This window comes from Kitasatospora sp. NPDC023120, from assembly GCF_055560835.1.
In genome coordinates this window covers 18,340-37,396 of sequence record NZ_JBVHHY010000048.1, presented here as the reverse complement: position 1 = coordinate 37,396, position 19,057 = coordinate 18,340, and the positions used below count along the sequence as shown (strand labels likewise).

General features: G+C 73.0%; 13 protein-coding genes and 2 pseudogenes. 8 read left to right on the top strand and 7 right to left on the bottom strand.

What is annotated here, in order from left to right; all coding sequences use genetic code 11:
- Nucleotides 1-320: 320 nt before the first annotated feature.
- Together ACZ3TI_RS38575 and ACZ3TI_RS38570 are read left to right on the top strand one after the other, a co-directional pair.
- Nucleotides 321-5,144 (top strand): annotated as a pseudogene (locus ACZ3TI_RS38575) (type I polyketide synthase); the annotation flags it as partial.
- Between the two features lie 149 nt (nucleotides 5,145-5,293).
- Nucleotides 5,294-6,043 (top strand): thioesterase II family protein, encoded by a 750-nt coding sequence (locus ACZ3TI_RS38570; RefSeq protein ID WP_465734857.1) that lies wholly within the window; start codon nucleotides 5,294-5,296, stop codon nucleotides 6,041-6,043.
- Between the two features lie 103 nt (nucleotides 6,044-6,146).
- Here ACZ3TI_RS38570 and ACZ3TI_RS38565 read toward each other — a convergent pair whose 3' ends face one another.
- Both ACZ3TI_RS38565 and ACZ3TI_RS38560 read right to left on the bottom strand, forming a co-directional pair.
- A complete protein-coding gene (locus tag ACZ3TI_RS38565; RefSeq protein ID WP_465734855.1) occupies nucleotides 6,147-7,175 on the bottom strand; it encodes a Gfo/Idh/MocA family protein in 1,029 nt (342 codons plus the stop codon).
- Entirely contained in the window at nucleotides 7,172-8,464 is a 1,293-nt protein-coding gene (locus ACZ3TI_RS38560; protein ID WP_465734853.1) for an NDP-hexose 2,3-dehydratase family protein, read from the bottom strand. The genes ACZ3TI_RS38565 and ACZ3TI_RS38560 overlap by 4 nt, the downstream gene beginning before the upstream one ends.
- Before the next feature lie 424 nt (nucleotides 8,465-8,888).
- Here ACZ3TI_RS38560 and ACZ3TI_RS38555 point away from each other — a divergent pair, with 424 nt between their 5' ends.
- Nucleotides 8,889-9,050: a hypothetical protein gene (locus ACZ3TI_RS38555; protein WP_465734851.1), complete on the top strand. Its 162-nt coding sequence runs from the start codon at nucleotides 8,889-8,891 to the stop codon at nucleotides 9,048-9,050.
- A gap of 4 nt (nucleotides 9,051-9,054) precedes the next feature.
- Nucleotides 9,055-10,464, top strand: a complete 1,410-nt coding sequence (locus ACZ3TI_RS38550; RefSeq protein WP_465734849.1) for an amidase — start codon at nucleotides 9,055-9,057, stop codon at nucleotides 10,462-10,464.
- 112 nt (nucleotides 10,465-10,576) lie between these two features.
- Here the strand turns inward: ACZ3TI_RS38550 and ACZ3TI_RS38545 are convergent, their stop codons facing one another.
- Together ACZ3TI_RS38545 and ACZ3TI_RS38540 are read right to left on the bottom strand one after the other, a co-directional pair.
- Nucleotides 10,577-12,484, bottom strand: a complete 1,908-nt coding sequence (locus tag ACZ3TI_RS38545; protein ID WP_465734847.1) for a non-ribosomal peptide synthetase — start codon at nucleotides 12,482-12,484, stop codon at nucleotides 10,577-10,579.
- On the bottom strand, nucleotides 12,481-13,290 hold the full coding sequence (locus ACZ3TI_RS38540) for a hypothetical protein (protein WP_465734845.1): 810 nt from the start codon (nucleotides 13,288-13,290) through the stop codon (nucleotides 12,481-12,483). The genes ACZ3TI_RS38545 and ACZ3TI_RS38540 overlap by 4 nt, the downstream gene beginning before the upstream one ends.
- 576 nt (nucleotides 13,291-13,866) lie before the next feature.
- Between ACZ3TI_RS38540 and ACZ3TI_RS38535 the strand changes: the two are divergent.
- Together ACZ3TI_RS38535 and ACZ3TI_RS38530 are read left to right on the top strand one after the other, a co-directional pair.
- Nucleotides 13,867-14,082, top strand: a pseudogene (locus ACZ3TI_RS38535) (response regulator transcription factor); the annotation flags it as partial.
- A gap of 23 nt (nucleotides 14,083-14,105) precedes the next feature.
- Entirely contained in the window at nucleotides 14,106-14,348 is a 243-nt protein-coding gene (locus tag ACZ3TI_RS38530) for a hypothetical protein (protein ID WP_465734867.1), read from the top strand.
- 188 nt (nucleotides 14,349-14,536) lie between these two features.
- Here the strand turns inward: ACZ3TI_RS38530 and ACZ3TI_RS38525 are convergent, their stop codons facing one another.
- A complete protein-coding gene (locus tag ACZ3TI_RS38525) occupies nucleotides 14,537-15,400 on the bottom strand; it encodes a helix-turn-helix transcriptional regulator (protein ID WP_465734843.1) in 864 nt (287 codons plus the stop codon).
- A 365-nt stretch (nucleotides 15,401-15,765) separates the two neighbouring features.
- Between ACZ3TI_RS38525 and ACZ3TI_RS38520 the strand changes: the two genes are divergently transcribed.
- Both ACZ3TI_RS38520 and ACZ3TI_RS38515 read left to right on the top strand, forming a co-directional pair.
- Nucleotides 15,766-15,978 (top strand): hypothetical protein, encoded by a 213-nt coding sequence (locus ACZ3TI_RS38520; protein ID WP_465734841.1) that lies wholly within the window; start codon nucleotides 15,766-15,768, stop codon nucleotides 15,976-15,978.
- Complete coding sequence (locus ACZ3TI_RS38515; protein WP_465734839.1) at nucleotides 15,975-16,754, top strand: SDR family NAD(P)-dependent oxidoreductase; 780 nt, start codon at nucleotides 15,975-15,977, stop codon at nucleotides 16,752-16,754. The genes ACZ3TI_RS38520 and ACZ3TI_RS38515 overlap by 4 nt, the downstream gene beginning before the upstream one ends.
- A gap of 243 nt (nucleotides 16,755-16,997) precedes the next feature.
- Here the strand turns inward: ACZ3TI_RS38515 and ACZ3TI_RS38510 are convergent, their stop codons facing one another.
- Together ACZ3TI_RS38510 and ACZ3TI_RS38505 are read right to left on the bottom strand one after the other, a co-directional pair.
- Nucleotides 16,998-17,576 (bottom strand): SRPBCC family protein, encoded by a 579-nt coding sequence (locus tag ACZ3TI_RS38510; protein ID WP_465734837.1) that lies wholly within the window; start codon nucleotides 17,574-17,576, stop codon nucleotides 16,998-17,000.
- 72 nt (nucleotides 17,577-17,648) lie between these two features.
- Nucleotides 17,649-18,995 (bottom strand): carotenoid oxygenase family protein, encoded by a 1,347-nt coding sequence (locus ACZ3TI_RS38505; protein WP_465734835.1) that lies wholly within the window; start codon nucleotides 18,993-18,995, stop codon nucleotides 17,649-17,651.
- Between the last annotated feature and the right edge of the window lie 62 nt (nucleotides 18,996-19,057).

Genomic DNA, 19,057 nt, shown 5'->3' with positions numbered 1-19,057 from the left:
CCCTGGCCGACACCGACGTGCAGCGGCTCGCCCGCTCCGGCGCCGTCGCCCTCACGAACGACGAAGGCCTGGCCCTCCTCGACCAGGCCCTCACCTACACCACCCACGACGGGCTCCTCCTGCCCATCGGCCTCAACCTCCCCGCCCTCCGAACCCTCGCCGACGACGCGCAGACGCCGCCGATTCTCCGGAGCCTGCTGCCGACCCGCGCGCGCCGCAGGGCCGCCGCAGGCGAGGGGCGGGGCGCTGTGACGGGCACCGAACTGGCGCGTGTGCTCGCCGGGTTGGACGCGCCGGAGCGCGCGGCTCATCTGCTGGAACTGGTGCGCTCGGTGGTCGCGGCGGTGCTCGGGCACGCCTCGGCGGATGCGATCGACGAGGAGAAGTCGTTCCGCGACCTGGGCTTCGACTCGCTGATGGCGGTGGAGCTGCGCAACCGGTTGACTGCCGCGACTGGCTTGCGCCTGCCGGCGACTCTGGTGTTCGACTACCCGACCTCGGTCGCACTGGCGGAGTTCGTCGAGTCGCAGGTCGCCGGTGAGCCGGAGCAAGCAGCGGAAAGCGCCGTCGCGCGTCGGCCGGCCATCGGCAACGGCGACGATCCGGTCGTGATCGTGGGCATGAGCTGCCGGTACCCGGGTGACGTGTCGTCGCCGGAGGGCCTGTGGGACCTGGTCCTGTCCGGCGGGGACGCCGTGTCCGGCTTCCCGGTGGACCGTGGCTGGGATCTGGAGAACGTGTTCCACCCGGACCCGGATCACCCGGGGACGACGTACTCGCGCGAGGGTGGATTCCTGTACGGCGCAGCCGAGTTCGACGCTGGGTTCTTCGGTATTTCGCCGCGTGAGGCGCTGGCGATGGATCCGCAGCAGCGGCTGCTGCTGGAGACGTCCTGGGAGGCGTTCGAGCGGGCAGGGGTTGACCCGGCCTCGCTCCGGGGCAGCCGGACCGGGGTGTTCGCGGGTGTGATGTACCACGACTACGCCTCGCAACTGCGTGAAGTGCCAGGGGACATGGAAGGCCTGATGGGCACCGGTACGGCGGCCAGCGTCCTGACGGGACGCCTGTCGTACACCTTCGGCCTGGAAGGCCCCGCCGTCACCGTCGACACCGCCTGCTCCTCCTCACTGGTGGCCCTGCACCTGGCGGCGCAGGCCCTGCGCGCGGGCGAGTGCGACCTGGCACTCGCCGGCGGCGTCACCGTCATGTCCACTCCGGGCGCCTTCGTCAACTTCAGCCGCCAGCGCGGCCTTTCGCCCGACGGTCGGTGCAGGGCTTTCGGCGCGGGTGCCGACGGCACCGGCTGGTCCGAGGGTGTGGGCATGCTGCTGGTGGAGCGGCTGTCGGACGCGCGCCGGCTCGGGCATCCGGTGCTGGCGGTGGTGCGTGGCAGCGCGGTGAACCAGGACGGCGCCTCGAATGGCCTGACGGCCCCGAACGGCCCGTCGCAGCAGCGGGTGATCCGGCAGGCGCTGGCTTCGGCCGGGCTGGAGGCCGGCCAGGTGGATGCGGTGGAGGCTCACGGAACCGGGACGAACCTGGGTGACCCGATCGAGGCACAGGCCCTGCTCGCGACCTACGGACAGGCCCGAACCGCCGAACAGCCGCTCTGGCTAGGCTCGTTGAAGTCGAACATCGGCCACTCCCAGGCCGCCGCCGGCGTGGGCGGCGTGATCAAGATGGTGATGGCGATGCAGGCCGGCGTGCTGCCGCGCACCCTGCACGCGGACGAGCCGTCCCCGCACATCGACTGGACGGAGGGACACGTCCGCCTGCTCACCGAGGAGCAGGCCTGGCCCGACACCGCCGAGCCGCGCCGTGCCGCCGTCTCCTCCTTCGGGTTCAGCGGCACCAACGCCCACGTCATCATCGAGCAGGCCCCTGCGGCCGTAGTGGCGGACCGGGCTCCCGAGCCCCGCGAAGGCTTCGTGCCCTGGGTGCTGTCGGCCGCGTCCGAGAACGCGCTGACGGCGCAGGCCGAGCGGCTGCGGTCGTTCGTCGCGGAGCGTCCGGAGGTGAAGCCGCTGGATGTGGCGTTCTCGCTGGCGACGACGCGTGGTGCGCTTGAGCACCGGGCCGTCGTCGTCGGGTCGGACCGTGACGAACTGCTTGCCGCTCTCGGCTCGTTGACCGAGAAGAGCAGCGCGAAGGGCGGCCGGACCGCGTTCCTGTTCACGGGTCAGGGTGCCCAGCGTCTGGGCATGGGACGTGAACTCGCCGAGGCTTTCCCGGTGTTCGCGGACTCGCTGGACGAGGTTTGTGTCGCGCTGGATCCGCAGCTCAGCCGCCCGCTGCGCGAGGTGATGTGGGGCGAGGATGCGGAGGCACTGGACCGTACGGAGTTCACGCAGCCGGCCCTGTTCGCGCTGGAGGTGGCACTGTTCCGGCTGCTGGAGTCTTGGGGAGTCAAGCCGGACGTGCTGGCCGGGCATTCGGTCGGCGAGATCGCCGCAGCGCACGTTGCAGGCGTGCTGTCCCTGGCGGACGCCGCCGCACTGGTCGCGGCACGCGGCCGTCTCATGCAGCAACTGCCCTCGGGTGGTGCGATGGTGGCGGTCGAGGTCTCCGAGGAGGAGATCCTTCCGCTGCTCGAAGGCCGGGAGCTGGAGGTCGGCCTCGCGGCGGTCAACGGCCCCACCTCGGTGGTCCTCTCCGGCGCGCACGACGCCGTCGGCGAGATCGCCGCCGCCCTGGCGGAGCGAGGCGCGAGGACCAAGCGGCTCCAGGTCAGCCACGCCTTCCATTCCCCCCTGATGGAACCGATGCTGGACGAGTTCCGCACGCTCGTGGAAGGGCTGACCTTCGCCGAACCCCGGATCCCGTTCGTGTCCACCGTCACCGGTGCCTCGATAGGTGCGGAGATCGCTGACCCGGCGTACTGGGTTCGGCACGTCCGCGAGACCGTACGCTTCGCCGACGGCCTGCGGGCGCTGCACGCTCTGGGAGCCCGCCGCTTCGTGGAGGTCGGCCCCGGCGGGGTCCTGACCGCTCTGGCGGGTCGGGCCCTGGGCGCGGAGGTGGCCGGGATCCCGGCCCTGCGCGGGCCGGAGGCGCGTTCGGTGGTGGAGGCCGTCGGTGCGGTGTTCGCGTCCGGCGGTTCCGTGGACTGGCAGGCGCTGCTGGCCGGTGGCCGGCGGGTCGAGCTGCCGACGTACGCCTTCCAGCACGAGCGCTACTGGCTCGGCCAGGACCAGCGCCAGGACCAGCGGCGGGACGAGCAGCAGGACCAGGCCGCCGACGCCGCCTCCGGCCCGCGCCCCGACCGTGACGCCGACACCGACGCGCGCTTCTGGGCGGCCGTCGCCGAGTCGGACATGGGCTCGCTGGCAACGCTGCTGGGTCTCGATGCGGCGCAGGACCGGGCGGCCGTCGAGGCCGCGCTGCCGGTCCTGGCCTCCTGGCTGGGCCGGCGGCAGGCGGACGTCCCCGCCCCGCACTTTCGCATCGACTGGACGGCCGTGGCCCCTCGCCCGGACGGTGCCGGGCCGCGCCTGCACGGCACCTGGCTGCTGGCCGTACCCGAGCACCTCGGCGACGGCGCGGGTGGGGACGCTCTGGCGGCACGCGTCGGCGCCGCTCTCACCGCCGGCGGTGCGGACGTACGGGTCCTGACTGCCACGCAGTCCGTGGACGACGGCCTCGGCGCTCAGCTGTCGGCGCTGACGGAGGACGGTGTGGAGGCCGCCGGTGTGCTGTCGCTGCTGCCGATCCCGGCGTCGTCGGAGGAAGCGGTCGGGCCCCGGCAGCCGGCTGCCGCGACGCTCTCGCTGCTGCGCGCGCTGTCCGAGGCCGGCCTGTCCGTGCCGGTGTGGTCGCTGACTTCGGGGGCCGTCTCGACGGGCGGAGGCCTGGACCGGGTGACGGACCCCGGGCAGGCCGTGGTCTGGGGCCTCGGCCGGGTGCCGGGGCAGGCCGGTGACGGCCTTGGGGGTGGCGTGGTCGATGTGCCGGCGCGGTGCACCGACCGTGTGCTGCGGCGGCTGGTCGAGGCGCTGGCCCAGTCCGAGGAGAGCGAGCTGGCGCTGCGCGACGCGGGCATGTTCGCGCGTCGCCTGCTGCCGGCCGGCCCCGGTGCCGGAACCACCGCAGGTCTGCCGTCGGCCCTGAGCGGTGCGCTCCTGGTCAGCGGTGGTACGGAGAGCTGGCGCGACCGTGTGGCCCGCCGCCTGCTGGCCGCCGGCGCGGCGCAGGTGCTGGTGGCGACCGCACCGGACGACCCGGCCCCGGCGGGGACGCCGGAGGCGGGGATCAGCCAGATCGTGTGCGACGTGGCGGACCGGGAAGCGCCGGCCCGGCTGGCCGGGGCCCTTCCCGCCGGCCGCCGCCTCTCGGCCGTGATCCACGCCCCTCGGGTGACGGCGGCCGACGGCCCGCTGGAGAAGTCGCTGGACGAACTGCTGAGCGCCGAACTGCCCGTCCAGTCCGCCCTGACGGCCCTTGCCGACGGGGTCGAAGGAACCGAGCCGGTCGCCCTCTTCCTCGTCCTCCCGGTGACCGACCTGGTCGGCGGTAGGAGCGGTACGAGCGGTACGGGCAACGGAGGCAGCACCGCCCTCGCGGGCTGGTGGGAGGCGACCGTCCGTGCCCGGACGGCCGCGTCCGCGCCGGTGCGCATGATCGCCGCCGACCCGGAGGCCCTCGACCTCGCCGTCCTGGACCGGGCCCTCGAACGGGCGGACGGCCTGCTGGTCGTCACGGACCTGGACTGGGCGGAGTTCGCCACCGCCCGGGCCGGCGCCCTCGGCCGCCTGCTGGACGGGATCCCCGAGGCGCGGGCGGCGCTCGCCGCGGCCGGCCCGGCGGGGGCGGGCGGCACGGCCGGAGGAGGCGGGCTCCTGGCGGGCATCGACGGGCCGGAGTCGCTGCGGCGCGTGCTGGCCGAGCTCTCGGCGGAGGAGCGGCTGGAGACCCTGGTGGAGCTGGTGCGCGGTCAGGTCGCGGTGGTGCTGGGGTACGCGGGAGCCGAGGCGGTCGCCGTGGACGGCGACTTCATGGATCTCGGCTTCGCCTCGCTCACCGCGCTGGAGTTCAGCCGCCGTCTCGCCGCCATCACCGGGCTGCAGGTGCCCGACACCACCGTCTACGACTACCTGCACTCGGCGGAGCTCGCCGAGTACCTCGCCCAGGAATTCACCGTGCTCTGACCGGGTCCGACCGGCGTCCGCGCTACGGTTCGAACAACGCGCAACACCCGGGTGCCGCCGGTGCATTCGCGCCGGCGGCACCCGCCGAAGCAGCAAGAAGCAGCAAGAAGCAGCAAGAAGCAGCAACACGACAGGAAGTGGGAGTACCGATGACCTCCGCAGTGGACGCCGGTGTCTGGATCCGCCGCTACCAGCCGGCCCCCGAGGCGGGCGTTCGGCTGCTGTGCCTGCCGCACGCGGGAGGGGCGGCCAGCTACTTCATCCCCGTGGCCCGGGCCCTCGCACCCGGGGCGGACGTCCTGGCCGTCCAGTACCCGGGGCGCCAGGACCGCAGGGCCGAGGAACCTCTGGGCGACCTCAGGGAGTTGGCCGACCGGATCGCCGAGGCGGTGTCGGACGGCGACGACCGTCCGCTCGCGCTGTTCGGGCACAGCATGGGGGCGCTGGTCGGGTACGAGGTGGCGCTGCGGCTGGAGGCGGCGGGGCGCGGCCCGGTGCGGCTGTTCGTGTCGGGCCGGCGCGCGCCCTCGCTGGTCCGGCCGGAGGATGACGTGCACCTGCGCCCCGACGCCGAACTGATTGAGAACGTACGCCGGTTGAGCGGGACCGACGACCGGGTCTTCGAGGACGAGGAACTGGTGCAGCTCGTGCTGCCCGCGATCCGGGGCGACTACAAGGCGGTCGAGACCTACCGGGTGCGCCCCCTCGACCGGCTGAGCTGCCCGGTCACCGTGCTGACCGGCGACGCCGACCCGATGGCGACGGTGGAGGAGGCCCGGGCGTGGGAGGGGCACACCGAGGGGCCCAGCGATCTGCACGTCTTCCCGGGCGGGCACTTCTACCTGAACGACCGCCCGCAGGACGTGCTCCAGGTGATCCGGAAGCACCTCTCGCTCTGACGAGCTGACGAGCTGACGAGCTCCGAAACGACGAGGCCGGGCCGGCCTCCCCACCAGGGGAACCGGCCCGGCCTCGTCACAGCCACGGCAAAACGAACGGCCGCTACCTTGCCGCCGCCCGCACCTCGGCAAGCAGCCGGGCCAGCTCCACCGCCCACCGCGCGCCACCGGGCGCCGTCTCGCCCCCGCCCTCGCCCCGGCTGCCGCTCTCCCCGCCGAGCGCGGCAGCCGCGAACGCCCGTACCGTCGCGGTGACCTGGTCCTCGGCGGGCAGCCGGAGCACCTGCTCGCGGTCGGTCCGCACCCGGACGAGCGGCTCGTGGTCGGCGGGCGGGGTGAAGGCCCGGTCGAGCCGGATCCACCCGTGGCTGCCCCACAGCTCGTAGAAGGCCCCGTAGGCGTGCCGCATGCCGAAGTTGAGCGTCGCGGTGACGGGCCGGGGGGCCGTCGGCGGGGTGCGCAGCAGGACCGAACCGGAGACGTCGACCCCGTGTCGAGGATTGTCCACCAGGGTGGCGCCCGCGACCCGCAGTCCCGCGCCGAGGAAGTGGGCGGCCGCCCGCAGCGGGTAGACGCCGACGTCCGCGAGGGCGCCGCCGCCCAGGTCGGGGTGGTGGCGGATGTCCTCGTCCGGCGGTTCGGGGACGCTGAACGTGGCCTGGAAGTGGCGCAGTTCACCGATCGTGCCGGAGGCGACCAGGTCGGCGATCCGGGCGTGCACCCCGTGGTGGACGAACATGACGTTTTCCATCAGGACCAGCGACCGGGCGGCGGCCAGCTCGGTGAGCCGCGCGGCCTCCCCGGGGTCGTCGGTCAGGGGCTTCTCGACCAGTACGTGCTTCCCGGCCCGCAGCGCGCGCAGCGCCCAGGGGGCGTGCAGCGAGGCGGGGGTCGGGATGTACACGGCGTCGACGTCGGACCGGGCGAGCAGCGACTCGTACCCGGTGACGCTCGCGCAGCCGTACTCGGCGGCGAGGTCGTCGGCGCCGCCCGGTGCGCGGGTGGCGACGGCGGTGATCCGGGTCTGCGGTACGGCGGCGAACGCCGGCAGCATCCGACGGCGGGCGATGGCCGCCGCACCGAGCACGCCGACGCGCAGCGGGGCGGCGGCCGGGGGAACCGGACCGGTCACGAGGTCTTGGTGACGGAGCGCAGGCAGACCAGCAGGGTGCGTGCCTGGACGTTGACGGAGAGCCCGGTGCCGGTGAGCCGTTCCAGCTGGCGCACGCTCAGCCAGGCGTACTCCGGCGGCGGCTGCTCGGAGACCAGCGACTCGTCGGCCTCCACGAGCAGGTAGCGGCTGACCGTGTGGTGGAAGCGGCCGCCCTCCTCGGAGTGGACGGTGTCGTAGAGGACCCGGGACGCCGGCGCGGACAGCACCTGGTTGAGGTAGCGCGGCTGCTTCTCCGTCGGGTGGTTCTCCGGCACGCACTGGACGGTGGGCGCCACCTCGACCACGCCGGGCAGGCCGCCCTCAATGCGGGCGTGGGCCAGCACGTGCGGCACGCCGTCGAACTCGTGGACGAGGAAGGCGGTCACGCCGACGCGGTGCTGCTCGATGAGGGGCTGGGTCCAGCTGGAGACCTCCCGGCTGCCGGCCTCCACGGCCACCGCGATGACGTCGAAGAAGTGGCCGTCCTCGCGGGTGATCTCGCGCGGTGTGCGCTTCCAGCCGGGCAGGCCGGCGAGCGGCACCGGCTCGATCGTCCAGTCGTGGGTGGAGCGGTGTTCGGTCAGCCAGCTGAGCACGTCGGTGTCGGGGGAGAGGGCCAGGCCGCTGTCGTGCTCATCCGCCGAGGCGGGGAGGCTGGACAGGACGGTGCGCGCGTCCATGTTGACGACGTTGTCCTGCTGGAGCAGTTCGTGGAGCTGGCCGAGGGTCAGCCAGCAGAAGTCCGGGTGCGGCGGTACGTCGTCGTGGGTCTCGACGATCATGTTGCGGTTGTGCTTGCGGTAGAACCACGCGCCGTGCTCGGACTGCAGGACGTCGGCGATCACCTGGCCCCGGGTGGGCCGGGTGAAGTACTCGATGTAGCGCACGGGCGCGCCCCGGTGCACCCGGGTGTAGTTGCTGCGGGTCGCCTGCACGGTGGGAGAAAGCTGGAGCAGGTTCGGATTGCCCGGCTCCATTTTCGCCTGCATCAGAAAGTGCAGGACCCCGTCGATTTCCTTGGCAAGAATTCCGAGAATGCCGACCTCGGGCTGCCGGATGATCGGCTGGTACCACTCGGGGAACAGGCCGGCCGAGGTGCGGACGTGGAGGCCTTCCACGGTGAAGAATTTTCCGGATTCATGGACCAGGTTTCCGGACTTCTCGTGGAAGTGCCAGCCCCGCAGATCGGCGAAGTCGATGCGGTGGACGGCGAAGGCGTGGTCGCGCCCCCGGTCGGCCAGCCAGCCGGCGAAGTCCCGCGTGGCCACGTCGGAACCCTTGTCGGTTACATAAGCGGATTCGGCGAGAAGGCTCGTCGTCCGCTGACCCCAGCGCGGCCCGGGCTGCTGCCGTTCGGTGCTCGCCGCCCGATTCGGCGTGCTGGAGTCCATACTCGCTGCACGTGTCGTCACTTTTCGCAGAGTACGGATCCGAGGGCCCCCTATGATCCCCCTAGCGGCCCCTGAGGAAAAGCCTCCTACCGGAATTGTGGGGGAGCGGACCAGGTATTCCGCCCGCCGATCTACTCGGGCGGCCTGGGGGCTTGCTAATTTCCGGGGGTATCCGGGGGTATCCGGAGGTAATTGACCCGGCCAGGCTCGGCCTTGACGACGGGAAAGTGAATTGGCGAACACGACGCAGAGCAGGGGGACCGGGGCGCCCGGTCCCGCGGGGGGCGCCGATCCGTCCGCCGTGGGTGTGCTCACGGAGGCGGCCCGGGTCACCGTGGCCCGGGAGCGGTGGGCGGACCTCGACGCCCGGCGCGGCCGGCTGAACGGTGCCGGCCTCGCCCTGGAGGCACTCGACCTGGGCCGGCAGCGCCTGCAGCCCGCCTTCCGCCTGGAATGGGAGTGAGACGATGACCGACACCCTTGCCCCCACCGGTACCGAGGTGCCTGCGTACCGGCTGACCGGCGCCCAGGCGGCGGCCCGGATCGCCGACGGCAGCCTGAGCCCCGTCGACCTGACCCGGCAGATCCTCGACCGGATCCGCGCGGCCGACCCGGTCGTCGGCGCGTACTCCGTCGTCCTGGAGGAGACCGCGTTCGACGAGGCCGAGCAGGCCGAGAAGCGCATCGCCCGGAACGGCCCGCGCGGCCCGCTGGACGGGATCCCCGTCTCGGTCAAGGACCTCTTCGACGTGGCCGGCACCCCGACCTGGGCCGGGTCCGCCGTGCTCCGCCAGGCCGGCGGCGAGCCGGCGGCCGCCGACGCGGCCGTGGTCGCCCGGCTGCGCGAGGCCGGGGCCATCGTGCTCGGCAAGACCGAGATGGACGAGTTCGCCTTCGGCACCACCACCCCCGGCACCCGCAACCCGCGCTGCCCGGAGCGTTCGGCCGGCGGGTCGAGCGGCGGGGCCGCCGCGGCCGTCGCGGCCGGCATGGGCCCGCTGGCGCTCGGCACCGACACCGGCGGCTCGGTGCGCATCCCGGCGGCCATGTGCGGGGTGGTCGGGCTCAAGCCGACCTACGGCGTGCTGTCCGCCGAGGGGGTGGCGCCGCTGTCCTGGTCGCTGGACACGCCCGGCGTGCTGGCCCGCACCGTGGAGGACGCGGCCCTCGCCTTCGACGTGCTCGCCGGAACCGAGGCCACGAAGGCCGGCAAGCCTGCCGAGTCCTCCGCTGCCGGGCTGACCCTCGCCGTGCCGGACGACGCCCTGTTCGCCCGCTGCGCGCCCGAGGTCGCCGAGCGCGTCGCCGCCGCCGTGGAGCTGCTGGCCGCGCACGGCGCCCGGATCGTGCGGGTGAGCCTGCCCCTGGTCGACCTGGTGTCCCCGGCGACCGCGCTGATCATGTCGGCGGAGGCGAGCGCTCACCACCGCCGGGCCCTGGAGGAGGGTGCCCAGCTGCACCCGACGACGCGCGACCGGCTGGAGGAGGGGGCGCTGATCCCCGCCCGCGACTACATCGACGCGCTGCGCACCCGACAGCTGCTGCACAACCGGTGGCGGGAGGCGTTCGAGGGCGTCGACGCGTTCGTCCTGCCGACCGTCGCCATCACCCCCGTCACCCACGGGGAGTTCTTCCTGCCGCAGCCCGACGGGGGCATGGACGTGGTCCCCGTCGCCAGCACCCGCTTCGCCCACCCGGCGAGCCTGACCGGACTGCCGGCGCTGTCCCTGCCCTGCGGCACGCCGTCGGACGGTCCGCCGGTGGGCCTGCAGTTCATGGGACGCCCGCACGGCGAGGCCACCCTGCTGCGGCTGGGGCGGCTGTACGAGTCGCTCGCCGGCGGCCCGTGGCCCGTCGCGGAACCGGTCGTCGCCTGACGGCGGCGGAGAGACGGCAAATGATCGGGCGGGTGGAGTCCGGGGCCGGACACCACCCGCCCGATCGGCTTGTGGAACCGAGGGCGCGCACCCAAGGGCGCCTGCCCTCCGGTCAGATCCCGTCGACCAGGGCGGCCAGCGCCTCGACGGTGCGGTGCTCGAAGACGTCCCGCAGCCGCAGCACAAGCCCCTCCTCACGGGCGGCGGCGATCAGGCGGATCGCGCTCAGGCTGTTCCCGCCCAGCTGGAAGAAGTCGTCCTCCACACCGAGGGAGCCGACGGCCAGCACCTCCGAGACCAGCCGGCCGAGCAGCTTCTCCGTCGGCGTCGCGGGCTCCCGCCCCCCGGCCGCCCCGGAGAAGTCCGGGCGCGGCAGCGCCTCCCGGTCCACCTTGCCGTTGGGGGACAGCGGGAGGGCGTCCAGCACCACGACGGCGGACGGCACCATGTACGGGGCCAGCGACTCGGCGGCCACCGCCGACACCTCCGCCGGTTCGCAGCGCGCCCCGCGCGCGGCCACGACGTACCCGACCAGGTGCTGCGCCCCGGGCGCGTCCTCGCGCAGCGCGGCCACGGCCTGGGCCACGCCGGGGTGGCGCAGCAGGGCCTGCTCCACCTCGCCGAGCTCCAGCCGCTGCCCGCGCAGCTTGACCTGGCCGTCCGCACGCCCGACGAAGACGAGCGCGCCGTCCGCCTCCTGCCGGACCAGGTCGCCGGTGCGGTACATCCGCCCGCCCTCCGGCTGCCACGGGTCCTCGACGAAGCGTTCCGCCGTCAGGTCGGGGCGGTGCAGGTAGCCGCGGGCCACCCCGGCGCCGGCGAGGTACAGCTCCCCGGTCGCCCCGGGCGGGCAGGGCCGCCCGTGGTCGTCCAGGACGTAGGCGACGGTGTTGGCGACGGGCCGCCCGAGCGTGGGCGCCGGGTGGGCGGACAGCGGCGCGAGGAACGCGTCGACGGTGCACTCGCTCGGCCCGTACAGGTTGAGCGCGAGCAGGTGCGGCAGGGCCCGCAGCCGGTCCCACTGGGCGGAGCCGATCGCCTCGCCGCCGAGGGCCAGCACCCCGAGCCGGTGGCCCCGTGCCTCGTCGAACAGGCCGCCGCGGTCGAGGAGTTCGGCGAAGGCCGGGGTGGTCTCGACCACGTCGACGCGGTGCTCGGCGAGGTACGGGACCAGCAGGGCCGGATCCCGCCGGGTGGGCTCGTCGATCAGGTGCAGCTCGTGGCCCTCGACCAGCCAGAGCACCGGGTCCCAGGCCGCGTCGAAGGACTGCGCGGCGGTGTGCGCGACGCGCAGCCGCTCCTGGCCGCAGTGGGCGGTCGCCGGGCCGAAGAACAGCTCGCGGTGGGAGGCGATCAGGTTGCCCAGGGAGTGGTGCTCGACGACCACGCCCTTGGGGCGGCCGGTCGAGCCGGAGGTGAACAGCACGTACGCGGCGTCCTGCGGCCCCAGCGGGCGGCCGCGCTCCAAGTCCCGTACCGGCGCGGTGGAGTGGCCGGCCGTCGCCTCGGCCGTCGCCGGGTCGTCCAGGTGCAGCGCGGGGACGTCCGGGGCGAGCCGGGCGGCGAGGTCCCGGGTGGTGAGCAGCAGGCGTGGGCGCGCGTCGGCGAGCATGGCCGTGATGCGCTGCGCCGGATAGCCGCTGTCCACCGGCACGTAGGTGGCGCCGGCGGTGAGCACGGCGAGCAGGGCGACCACCGCATCGGCCGTGCGCGGCAGCAGGACGGCGACCAGGTCCTCCGCCCCGACCCCGCGCGCCAGCAGGTGGCGGGCCAGCTGCTGGACCCGGCCGTGCAGTTCGCCGAAGGTGAGGGTCGCGTCGGCGGCGACCAGGGCCCTCGCCCCGGGCCGTTCCAGGGCGGTGGCGTGGAGGAGGTCCGGCAGGAGCGTGGCGGGCACCGGGCGCACCGGGCCGGTCAGCGCGTGCGGGAGGGTCGGGCCGGGTGCGTTCGCCACGGGGTCGTCCTTGTCGTCCTTGTCGTCCTGGCTGTCCTGGTTGTCCCGGTCGGGGGCAGCGGTCACCGCAGCAGGCCGGAGACGGCGGCGGCCACCTCGGGGCTGGCCATCAGGTCGACGTGCGCGATGCCGGGGAACGGGACCTCCGTGCCGACCAGCCGCCCCGACTCGCTGTTGGTCGAGGAGGTCACGGCCGTCGCGGCGGACCACATGCCCACCAGCGCGGTGATGTCCTCGGCCGCGACCTCGCTGGAGCCGCACACGAAGGAGACGTAGGTGGTGAACCCGCCGAGGAACTCCGCCGTGTGCTCGTCGTCCAGCCCGGCCCGGCGGCACGCGGGCTCGCCGTACTCCCGGAAGAGCTCGCTGAGCCGGGTGCCCAGTTCGGTGATGGACTCGGCCTCCTCGCGGGCCTGCTCGCCGCGCTTGCGCGCCGCGGCCATCTCCTCGGGCGCCAGGTCCGGCAGAAAGCGCTCCATGATCTGCTGGTACTGCCAGTACAGGAAGAACTCCTGAGGGATGTCCGGGTCGAAGAACACGGTGGCCGGCGTCTCGTCCTGGATCTCCCCGATGCGGTGCGCCAGGACTGCCGCGTACGGGCTGGCGGCGCAGAACCCCATGACCGCGCGGACCGGCCGCCCGCTCGCGCGGACCCCGTCCAGCCAGCGGTCGACCCACTGGGCGCCGGTCAGGGTGGTGCCGGAGGCCAGCGGCGGCGGCAGCGTCTCCCACAGCGCGTACGGGATGTCCAGCCGCTCGGCCAGGTCCGTGAACCCCGCCTCGCGCCGCCCCGTGCCGGGAAAGTCGACGGCGAGCACGACCGCATCCGCCGCGCCCTCGGACCGGACCGCCCAGGACCCGCTCGCCCCCATGAAGTCCTCCGCCTCTCCACCGTCGTGACCCTCTTGACCGCAACGCCTCGACAGGCGTTCGAACGCCGACCCTAGGTGCCCGCCACCCCCCGATCGGCCCCCTAGCGCCCCCAGTCGTGCCCACGAGCCCGCGAGTTTCGGGGGCCCTGTCCACCGGTCCCTGTCCACCGACCCCTGTCCACCGACCGGTGGACACCGGCCCGACCCGCCGGTCGCACCGCCGCCAGGCCGATGGCATGGAAGAAACAGCAGTACAGGTCCGGGCCTGCGCAAGACGCACGGGAAGCACACCGCCGCCGACGGCCTCGGCCTCGACATCCGGCGCGACGCGGGCGAGGCGGAGGTGCTCGGCAAGGTGGCGCTCGCGCCCCTGTCGTACTTCCTGCTGTCCCGCCCGTGGGCCGTCGGCTTCCTGCTCGTCCACAACTTCGCGCCGGCGCTCGGCTGGACCCTCCGGTGGTGGAACGAGATGGCCGAACTCCTGCACTCCCTGCTGATCACCGCCGCCGTCACCGGGTCCTCGCTGACCATCGCGGCATGCTCGACGCCCAGCCCGGCCTGGAAGTCGTCGGCGCCGCCCCCACCGTTGCCGCCGCCCTCGTCTCCCGCCCGCGCGGCGGCGAACCCGAACGCCCCCAACTCTCCCAACGCGAACTGCAAGTCCTCGCCCTCGTCTCCCAGGGCCACGCCAACGCCGAGATCGGCCGCCTCCTCCACATCGGCGAAAACACCGTCAAGACCCACCTCCTCCGAGCCTTCGCCAAACTCTCCGTCTCCGACCGCACCGCCGCCTGCCGGACGCGACCCTGGTCGAGGTGGTCGACGCGTTCGCCGCAGCCGGGCAGCGGCAGCGGGCCCACGAGCTTGCCCGTACCATCACCAAGGGCCTCTACCGGGCCCGGACGCTCGCGCTGCTCGCGCGCCGCAGTGGCCCGACGGGGGCGGGCCGGCAGCTGCTCGCGGAGGCGATCCGGGCGGATTCCTGGTATTCCGTCTCGTACGCGACGGCGCTCACCGCGCCGAGCAGGACCGGCTCCTGCTCGGCGTCCGTGTCCTGATCATGAGGGTGCTGGAGCCTCGCGCCGAGTATCCCGGTGGTGCGCTGCCTCTCACGGCCTGGGTGGGACGAGGCGGTCTCAAGCGTCACGGAGGCTGGACGGGAAAGCCCCTGACCTGCTTGCTGACTTCGAATTGATGAACATGGGTGGGGCGCCCGCTCGAACGCTGGGGTCAAGGGCGCGCAGGTTCACATCCTGTCGTCCCGACAGGGGTTCGCCCCATACCCGACGAGGGTCTGCGTTCCGATGACGTTCAGGAGCGCCAGGCGCTCGGCGTCCTCGGTGCCGGGCTGGGTGGAGTAGACCACGATGCGCAGATCGCTGCCGGCGACGCTGAGGATGTCGCAGTCCAGGGTCAGTGTGCCCACGTAGGGGTGGTCGACGGTCTTGCGGGCGGCCTGGTGCTCGCCGACGGTGCCCGACTCCCACAGGGCTTCGAAGTCGGCGCTGCGTTGGCGCAGGTCCGCGATGAGGGCCTTGAGGTTCGGGTCGTCGGGGTAGCGTCCGGCGGTGCGGCGCAGATCGGCGACGAGGGATGCCTGCAGTGCGCCCCTGGATTCTGGGGTATGGCGCACGCGATGGTCCGGGGTGAGGAAGTTGCGCCAGACGCCGTTGAGGTCGTCGCCGTGCCATTCGCCCATGAGCGCGGTGTAGAGGGGGTTGGCGAGCAGTTGGTTCCAGGCGGCGTCGAAGACGGCGACGGGCGTGCCGGCCAAGCGGTCCAGCATGCGGTGGACGCCGGGAGTGACGTGCCGCGGAACCATGCCGGGCCCGGGCGGGGTGAGGCCGGCCAGGCGGAACAGGTGGGCGCGTTCGTCCTGGGTGAGCCGCAGGGCGCGGGCCAGGGCCTCGACGACTTGGGGCGAGGGGCTGGTGGCGCGGCCCTGTTCCAGCCGGATGATGTAGTCGGCGGAGATGCCGGCCAACTGCGACAGCTCCTCGCGGCGCAGCCCGGCGGCACGTCGGCGGCCCCCGCCGGGCAGACCGACGGCCTGGGGCGAGACCTGATCACGCCAGTGACGCAGGGCCGCGCCGAGTTCCGTGGTTGCCATACCGTCGATTGTGGCAAATGAGTCGTTTACCAGCCTGGTACTGCCATTCCCAGGAAAACGGGACTGCTGGCTGCTCATCCGTGCCCGGCGGACCGTGGAGGCATGACACAAGCACGATTCCCTGCACGGCCCGTCGTGGGGTTCACCGGGTTCGGTGACCAAGGCCTGCCCATGGCCACCGCGATCGCCGTCGCCGGCCTTCCCCTGCACACATGGGCCCGGCGCCGCGGATCCCCGGAGCCAGCTATCGCCTGAGACCTCGTCTGCCTGTGCCCGCGCACCGACGATGACGTCCTGCAGCTGGCCGACTGCCTCCTCGAAGGTCTGCGCCCCGGCACGGTGGTCGTCTGACGGGCACCGGGCTCATGGTCGACCCGGCTGAGCTGGCCGGCTACCGGCCCTCCTACCGGGTCCTGGCCTGGCACCTGAACCGCCAGGGCTACACGGTCGAAGATCACCACCTCGGCGACGACCTGCCCGAGGCCGTCGCCGAGCAGCACCGCGCCGAACACACCTGGCTCCACCACAACCCCACCCCGGCCGCTCAGGCCACCACGCGAAAGGAACCGCTCCAATGAGCAAGCTCGCTCTCGTCACCGGCGCCACCTCCGGCATCGGCAAGGCCTTCGCCGAACGCCTCGCCGCGGACGGCTACGACCTGGTCATCGTCGGCCGCAACAAGGACCGCCTGGAGGAGTTCGCCGCCGCCCACCCCGAGGTCACCGTCCGCGCCGTCGCCGCCGACCTGTCCACCGACACCGGCGTCGAGACCGTCGCCGAGATCTGTGCCACCGAGCCGCTGACCATGCTCATCAACAATGCCGGCGTCGCCCACTACATGCCGCTGGCCCAACTGCCAGCCGACAAGGCCCGCGAACTCGTCCACGTCAAGGTCGTCGCCCCCACCATGCTCACCCGCGCCACCGTCGCCGGCATGCAGGAACGCGGCGAGGGGAAGATCATCAACGTGGCTGGGATGATCGCTTTCAGCGGGCCCGCCGACAAGTCGGTCATGCCCCGCCGCGCCGTCTACACCGGCTCCCTGGCCCACCTCGTCGCCATGTCCCAGACTCTCAGCGCCGAGCTGGAGGACACCGGCGTCCAGGTCCAGGTGCTGTGCCCCGGCGTCGTCGCCACCGAGTTCCACACCCGCCAGGGCCTCGACATGAGCGTCGTGCCCCGCATGAGCGCCGAGGACGTCGTCACCGCCGGCCTGCGCGGCCTCGAGCTCGGCGAGGTCGTCTGCGCCCCGGGCCTGGAAGACGCCGGCCTCCTCGACGCTGTCTTCCAGGCCGACCTCGCCGCCTTCGGAGGACAGAGCCCCCAACTCGCCTCCCGTTACCGGGCCAACTGAATCAGCTCGGCGACCTTGGTGTGCCGACTCGCCTGAGCCGTGCATTCACCGGCCGGCAGTGCGTGCGACAGGTGGCCCCTCCTTCACCTACCGCGACGCGGTGGATTCGGCTGTAGATGTCACTGTGGGACGAATATCGATGAACTCCGTAACGCTGCGCCACTGTGCACATCAGAGGCGATACCGCCTTTTCCTCGCCCTGACCTGGCCATCTGCCGGGTCCGGCCGAGGAGGACGGGTGGGTTACCGAGCGGCCTCGGCCTCGCGCTTGAGGTTGGTGACCCAGTTGTGCAGGGAGTTGTCGAGGGCGGCCTGGAGTACGGCTTGGTTGGCGGTGACCGGCTCGCCGGTCCAGGACTCCTCGGTGTGGACGAGGACGCCGTCGGGGGCGGGGGTGAAGGTCCAGACGTGGACGGCGGTGATGCCCTGGGCGGGGCCGCCCCAGACGAGGCGCCTGCCGGGGTCGACCTGCTTGACCGTGGAGGTGATGTCGAGGCCTTCGGTGCTCCAGCGGAACACCGAGCCGGGGCGCAGGCGGCCGGGGGTGTCCTTGGCCATGCTCTCGACGTTCGGCTGCCAGGCGGGCCAGTTCTCGACGTCGGTCTGGATCTTCCAGACGGTGTGCAGCGGGGCGTGGATGAGGACGTCGGTGCGGGTGATGACCGGGGCCTGTTCGTCGATCCGCACGTCCGCCGGGTGCTTCGCGGGCGCCGCGGCTGCCGTGACGGGGCGGTCTGTGGTGAGAGCGGAGGCGGCGGGGGATGCGGCGAGGAGGAGGGCGAAGGTGACAGCCGCGGTCTTGGCTGCGGTGGGCGTACGCATGGCAGTGCCCTTTCGTGGAGGGGCGGGTCTGCTGGAGGGCCGGGGGCGGCGGGCCGTTCCCCCGGGAGTTCGTCAGAGGGTGCTGTCGGGGATCCAGGAGCCATGGATGCCGGCGGTGACCCGGCGGGGCAGGTGGACGGTGGCGATCCGGTCGAGGCCGGAGGCATCGAGTACCAGCAGTTGGGAGGCGTCCAGCTTGAGGTCGGAGACGACGGTGAGGAGGTAGCCGTCGTCCTCTCGGGTGGCGCCGGCCGCCGGGACGAAGACGGCTTCGCTGGGCAACCGGGCATCGCCCGCTTGGTGGATGCGGCGCTCGCCGGTGCTGCGGTCGTACTTGACGACGCCGTAGCCGCCGACGCCGTGCTGGTCGGGGAAGGAGATCGCGTACTGGTAGCGGTTCTCGACGCCGAGGAAGTCCTCGTTGAGCGTGGGGAACTCGATGGCCAGGTCGTCGATGACGCGTTCGTCGACACGGCCGGCGGCCAGGTCGATGACCCAGCGACGGTTGTAGGAGCGGGTGTTGGGCTCGCTGCCGCGGCCGGGAGCTCCGACCCACCAGTTCCAGGAGAGCTGGAAGCCCTCGCGGTCGACGGTGGGGCCCTCCAGGACGATGCGGCCCGCGGCGTCCTCGTAGGCGTTGGCGGCGTGCAGCATGTTGCCCGGCTCTATGGGGAGCCAGCGGATGCTCCCCGCGCCGCCGGCGCCGCGCGGCATGACGCCGATCCGGGCCGGCTGCGCGTCCTGCCAGGAGTAGGGGATGCCGGAGTGCTCGGTGGGGTCGAAGGTCACGGTGCCCTCGACGAAGACCACGTGGTTTCGGGTGAGCGCGAAGTCGTGCTTCAGGGAGGCGGTGGCGCCGGGGATCTCGGCGCTGTGGGTGACGTGCCCGTCCGCGTCGGCGATGTAGTACGTCAGGAACGGCGGGAAGGGCGAGGAGCCGAAGAAGTGCAGCTCGCCGGTGACCGGGTCGCTCTTGGGATGGGCGGTCATCGCGCTGCGCAGCTTGCCGTCGAAGTCGAAGGGGCCGACGGTGTCGAGGTCCCTGGTGAGTTCGAAGGGGAAGTTCGCCTCGCACAGGGCGAGCAGCCGGCCGGCGTGCTCGATGACGTGGGTGCCGGCGGCGGAGGCGGTCAGGTCCGGGCCGTTCTCGGTCATGTAGGGCGCGCCGTCCAGGGCGGGCGTGCGCACCCAGCGGTTGCGGTACCACTCGGCGCGGCCCTCGCGCAGCCGGATGCCGTGCACCATGCCGCTGCCCTTGAACCAGTGGGTGGGGGTGACGCCGGGCTTGGGGTTGTGGCTGTTGCGGATCAGGCGGCCGGTCAGTTCCGGCGGCAGGGAGCCGTCGACGGTGAGTTCGGTGGCGGTCAGTTCGTCGGCGGCCGGCTCGTAGTGGCCGGTCAGGAAGGGCTTGGCGGTCATGGTCGGTTCCTTGTGCTCTCGGTGCGGTGGTGCAGGGGACGGGGTAGGCGCGGTGTGGGCGA

Coding starts and splice junctions, on each gene's coding strand:
- ACZ3TI_RS38525 (WP_465734843.1), bottom strand. CDS start 15,400: ATGGCAACCACGGAACTCGGCGCGGCCCTGCGTCACTGGCGTGATCAG.
- ACZ3TI_RS38540 (WP_465734845.1), bottom strand. CDS start 13,290: ATGGGGGCGAGCGGGTCCTGGGCGGTCCGGTCCGAGGGCGCGGCGGAT.
- ACZ3TI_RS38515 (WP_465734839.1), top strand. CDS start 15,975: ATGAGCAAGCTCGCTCTCGTCACCGGCGCCACCTCCGGCATCGGCAAG.
- ACZ3TI_RS38570 (WP_465734857.1), top strand. CDS start 5,294: ATGACCTCCGCAGTGGACGCCGGTGTCTGGATCCGCCGCTACCAGCCG.
- ACZ3TI_RS38550 (WP_465734849.1), top strand. CDS start 9,055: ATGACCGACACCCTTGCCCCCACCGGTACCGAGGTGCCTGCGTACCGG.
- ACZ3TI_RS38505 (WP_465734835.1), bottom strand. CDS start 18,995: ATGACCGCCAAGCCCTTCCTGACCGGCCACTACGAGCCGGCCGCCGAC.
- ACZ3TI_RS38520 (WP_465734841.1), top strand. CDS start 15,766: ATGGTCGACCCGGCTGAGCTGGCCGGCTACCGGCCCTCCTACCGGGTC.
- ACZ3TI_RS38510 (WP_465734837.1), bottom strand. CDS start 17,576: ATGCGTACGCCCACCGCAGCCAAGACCGCGGCTGTCACCTTCGCCCTC.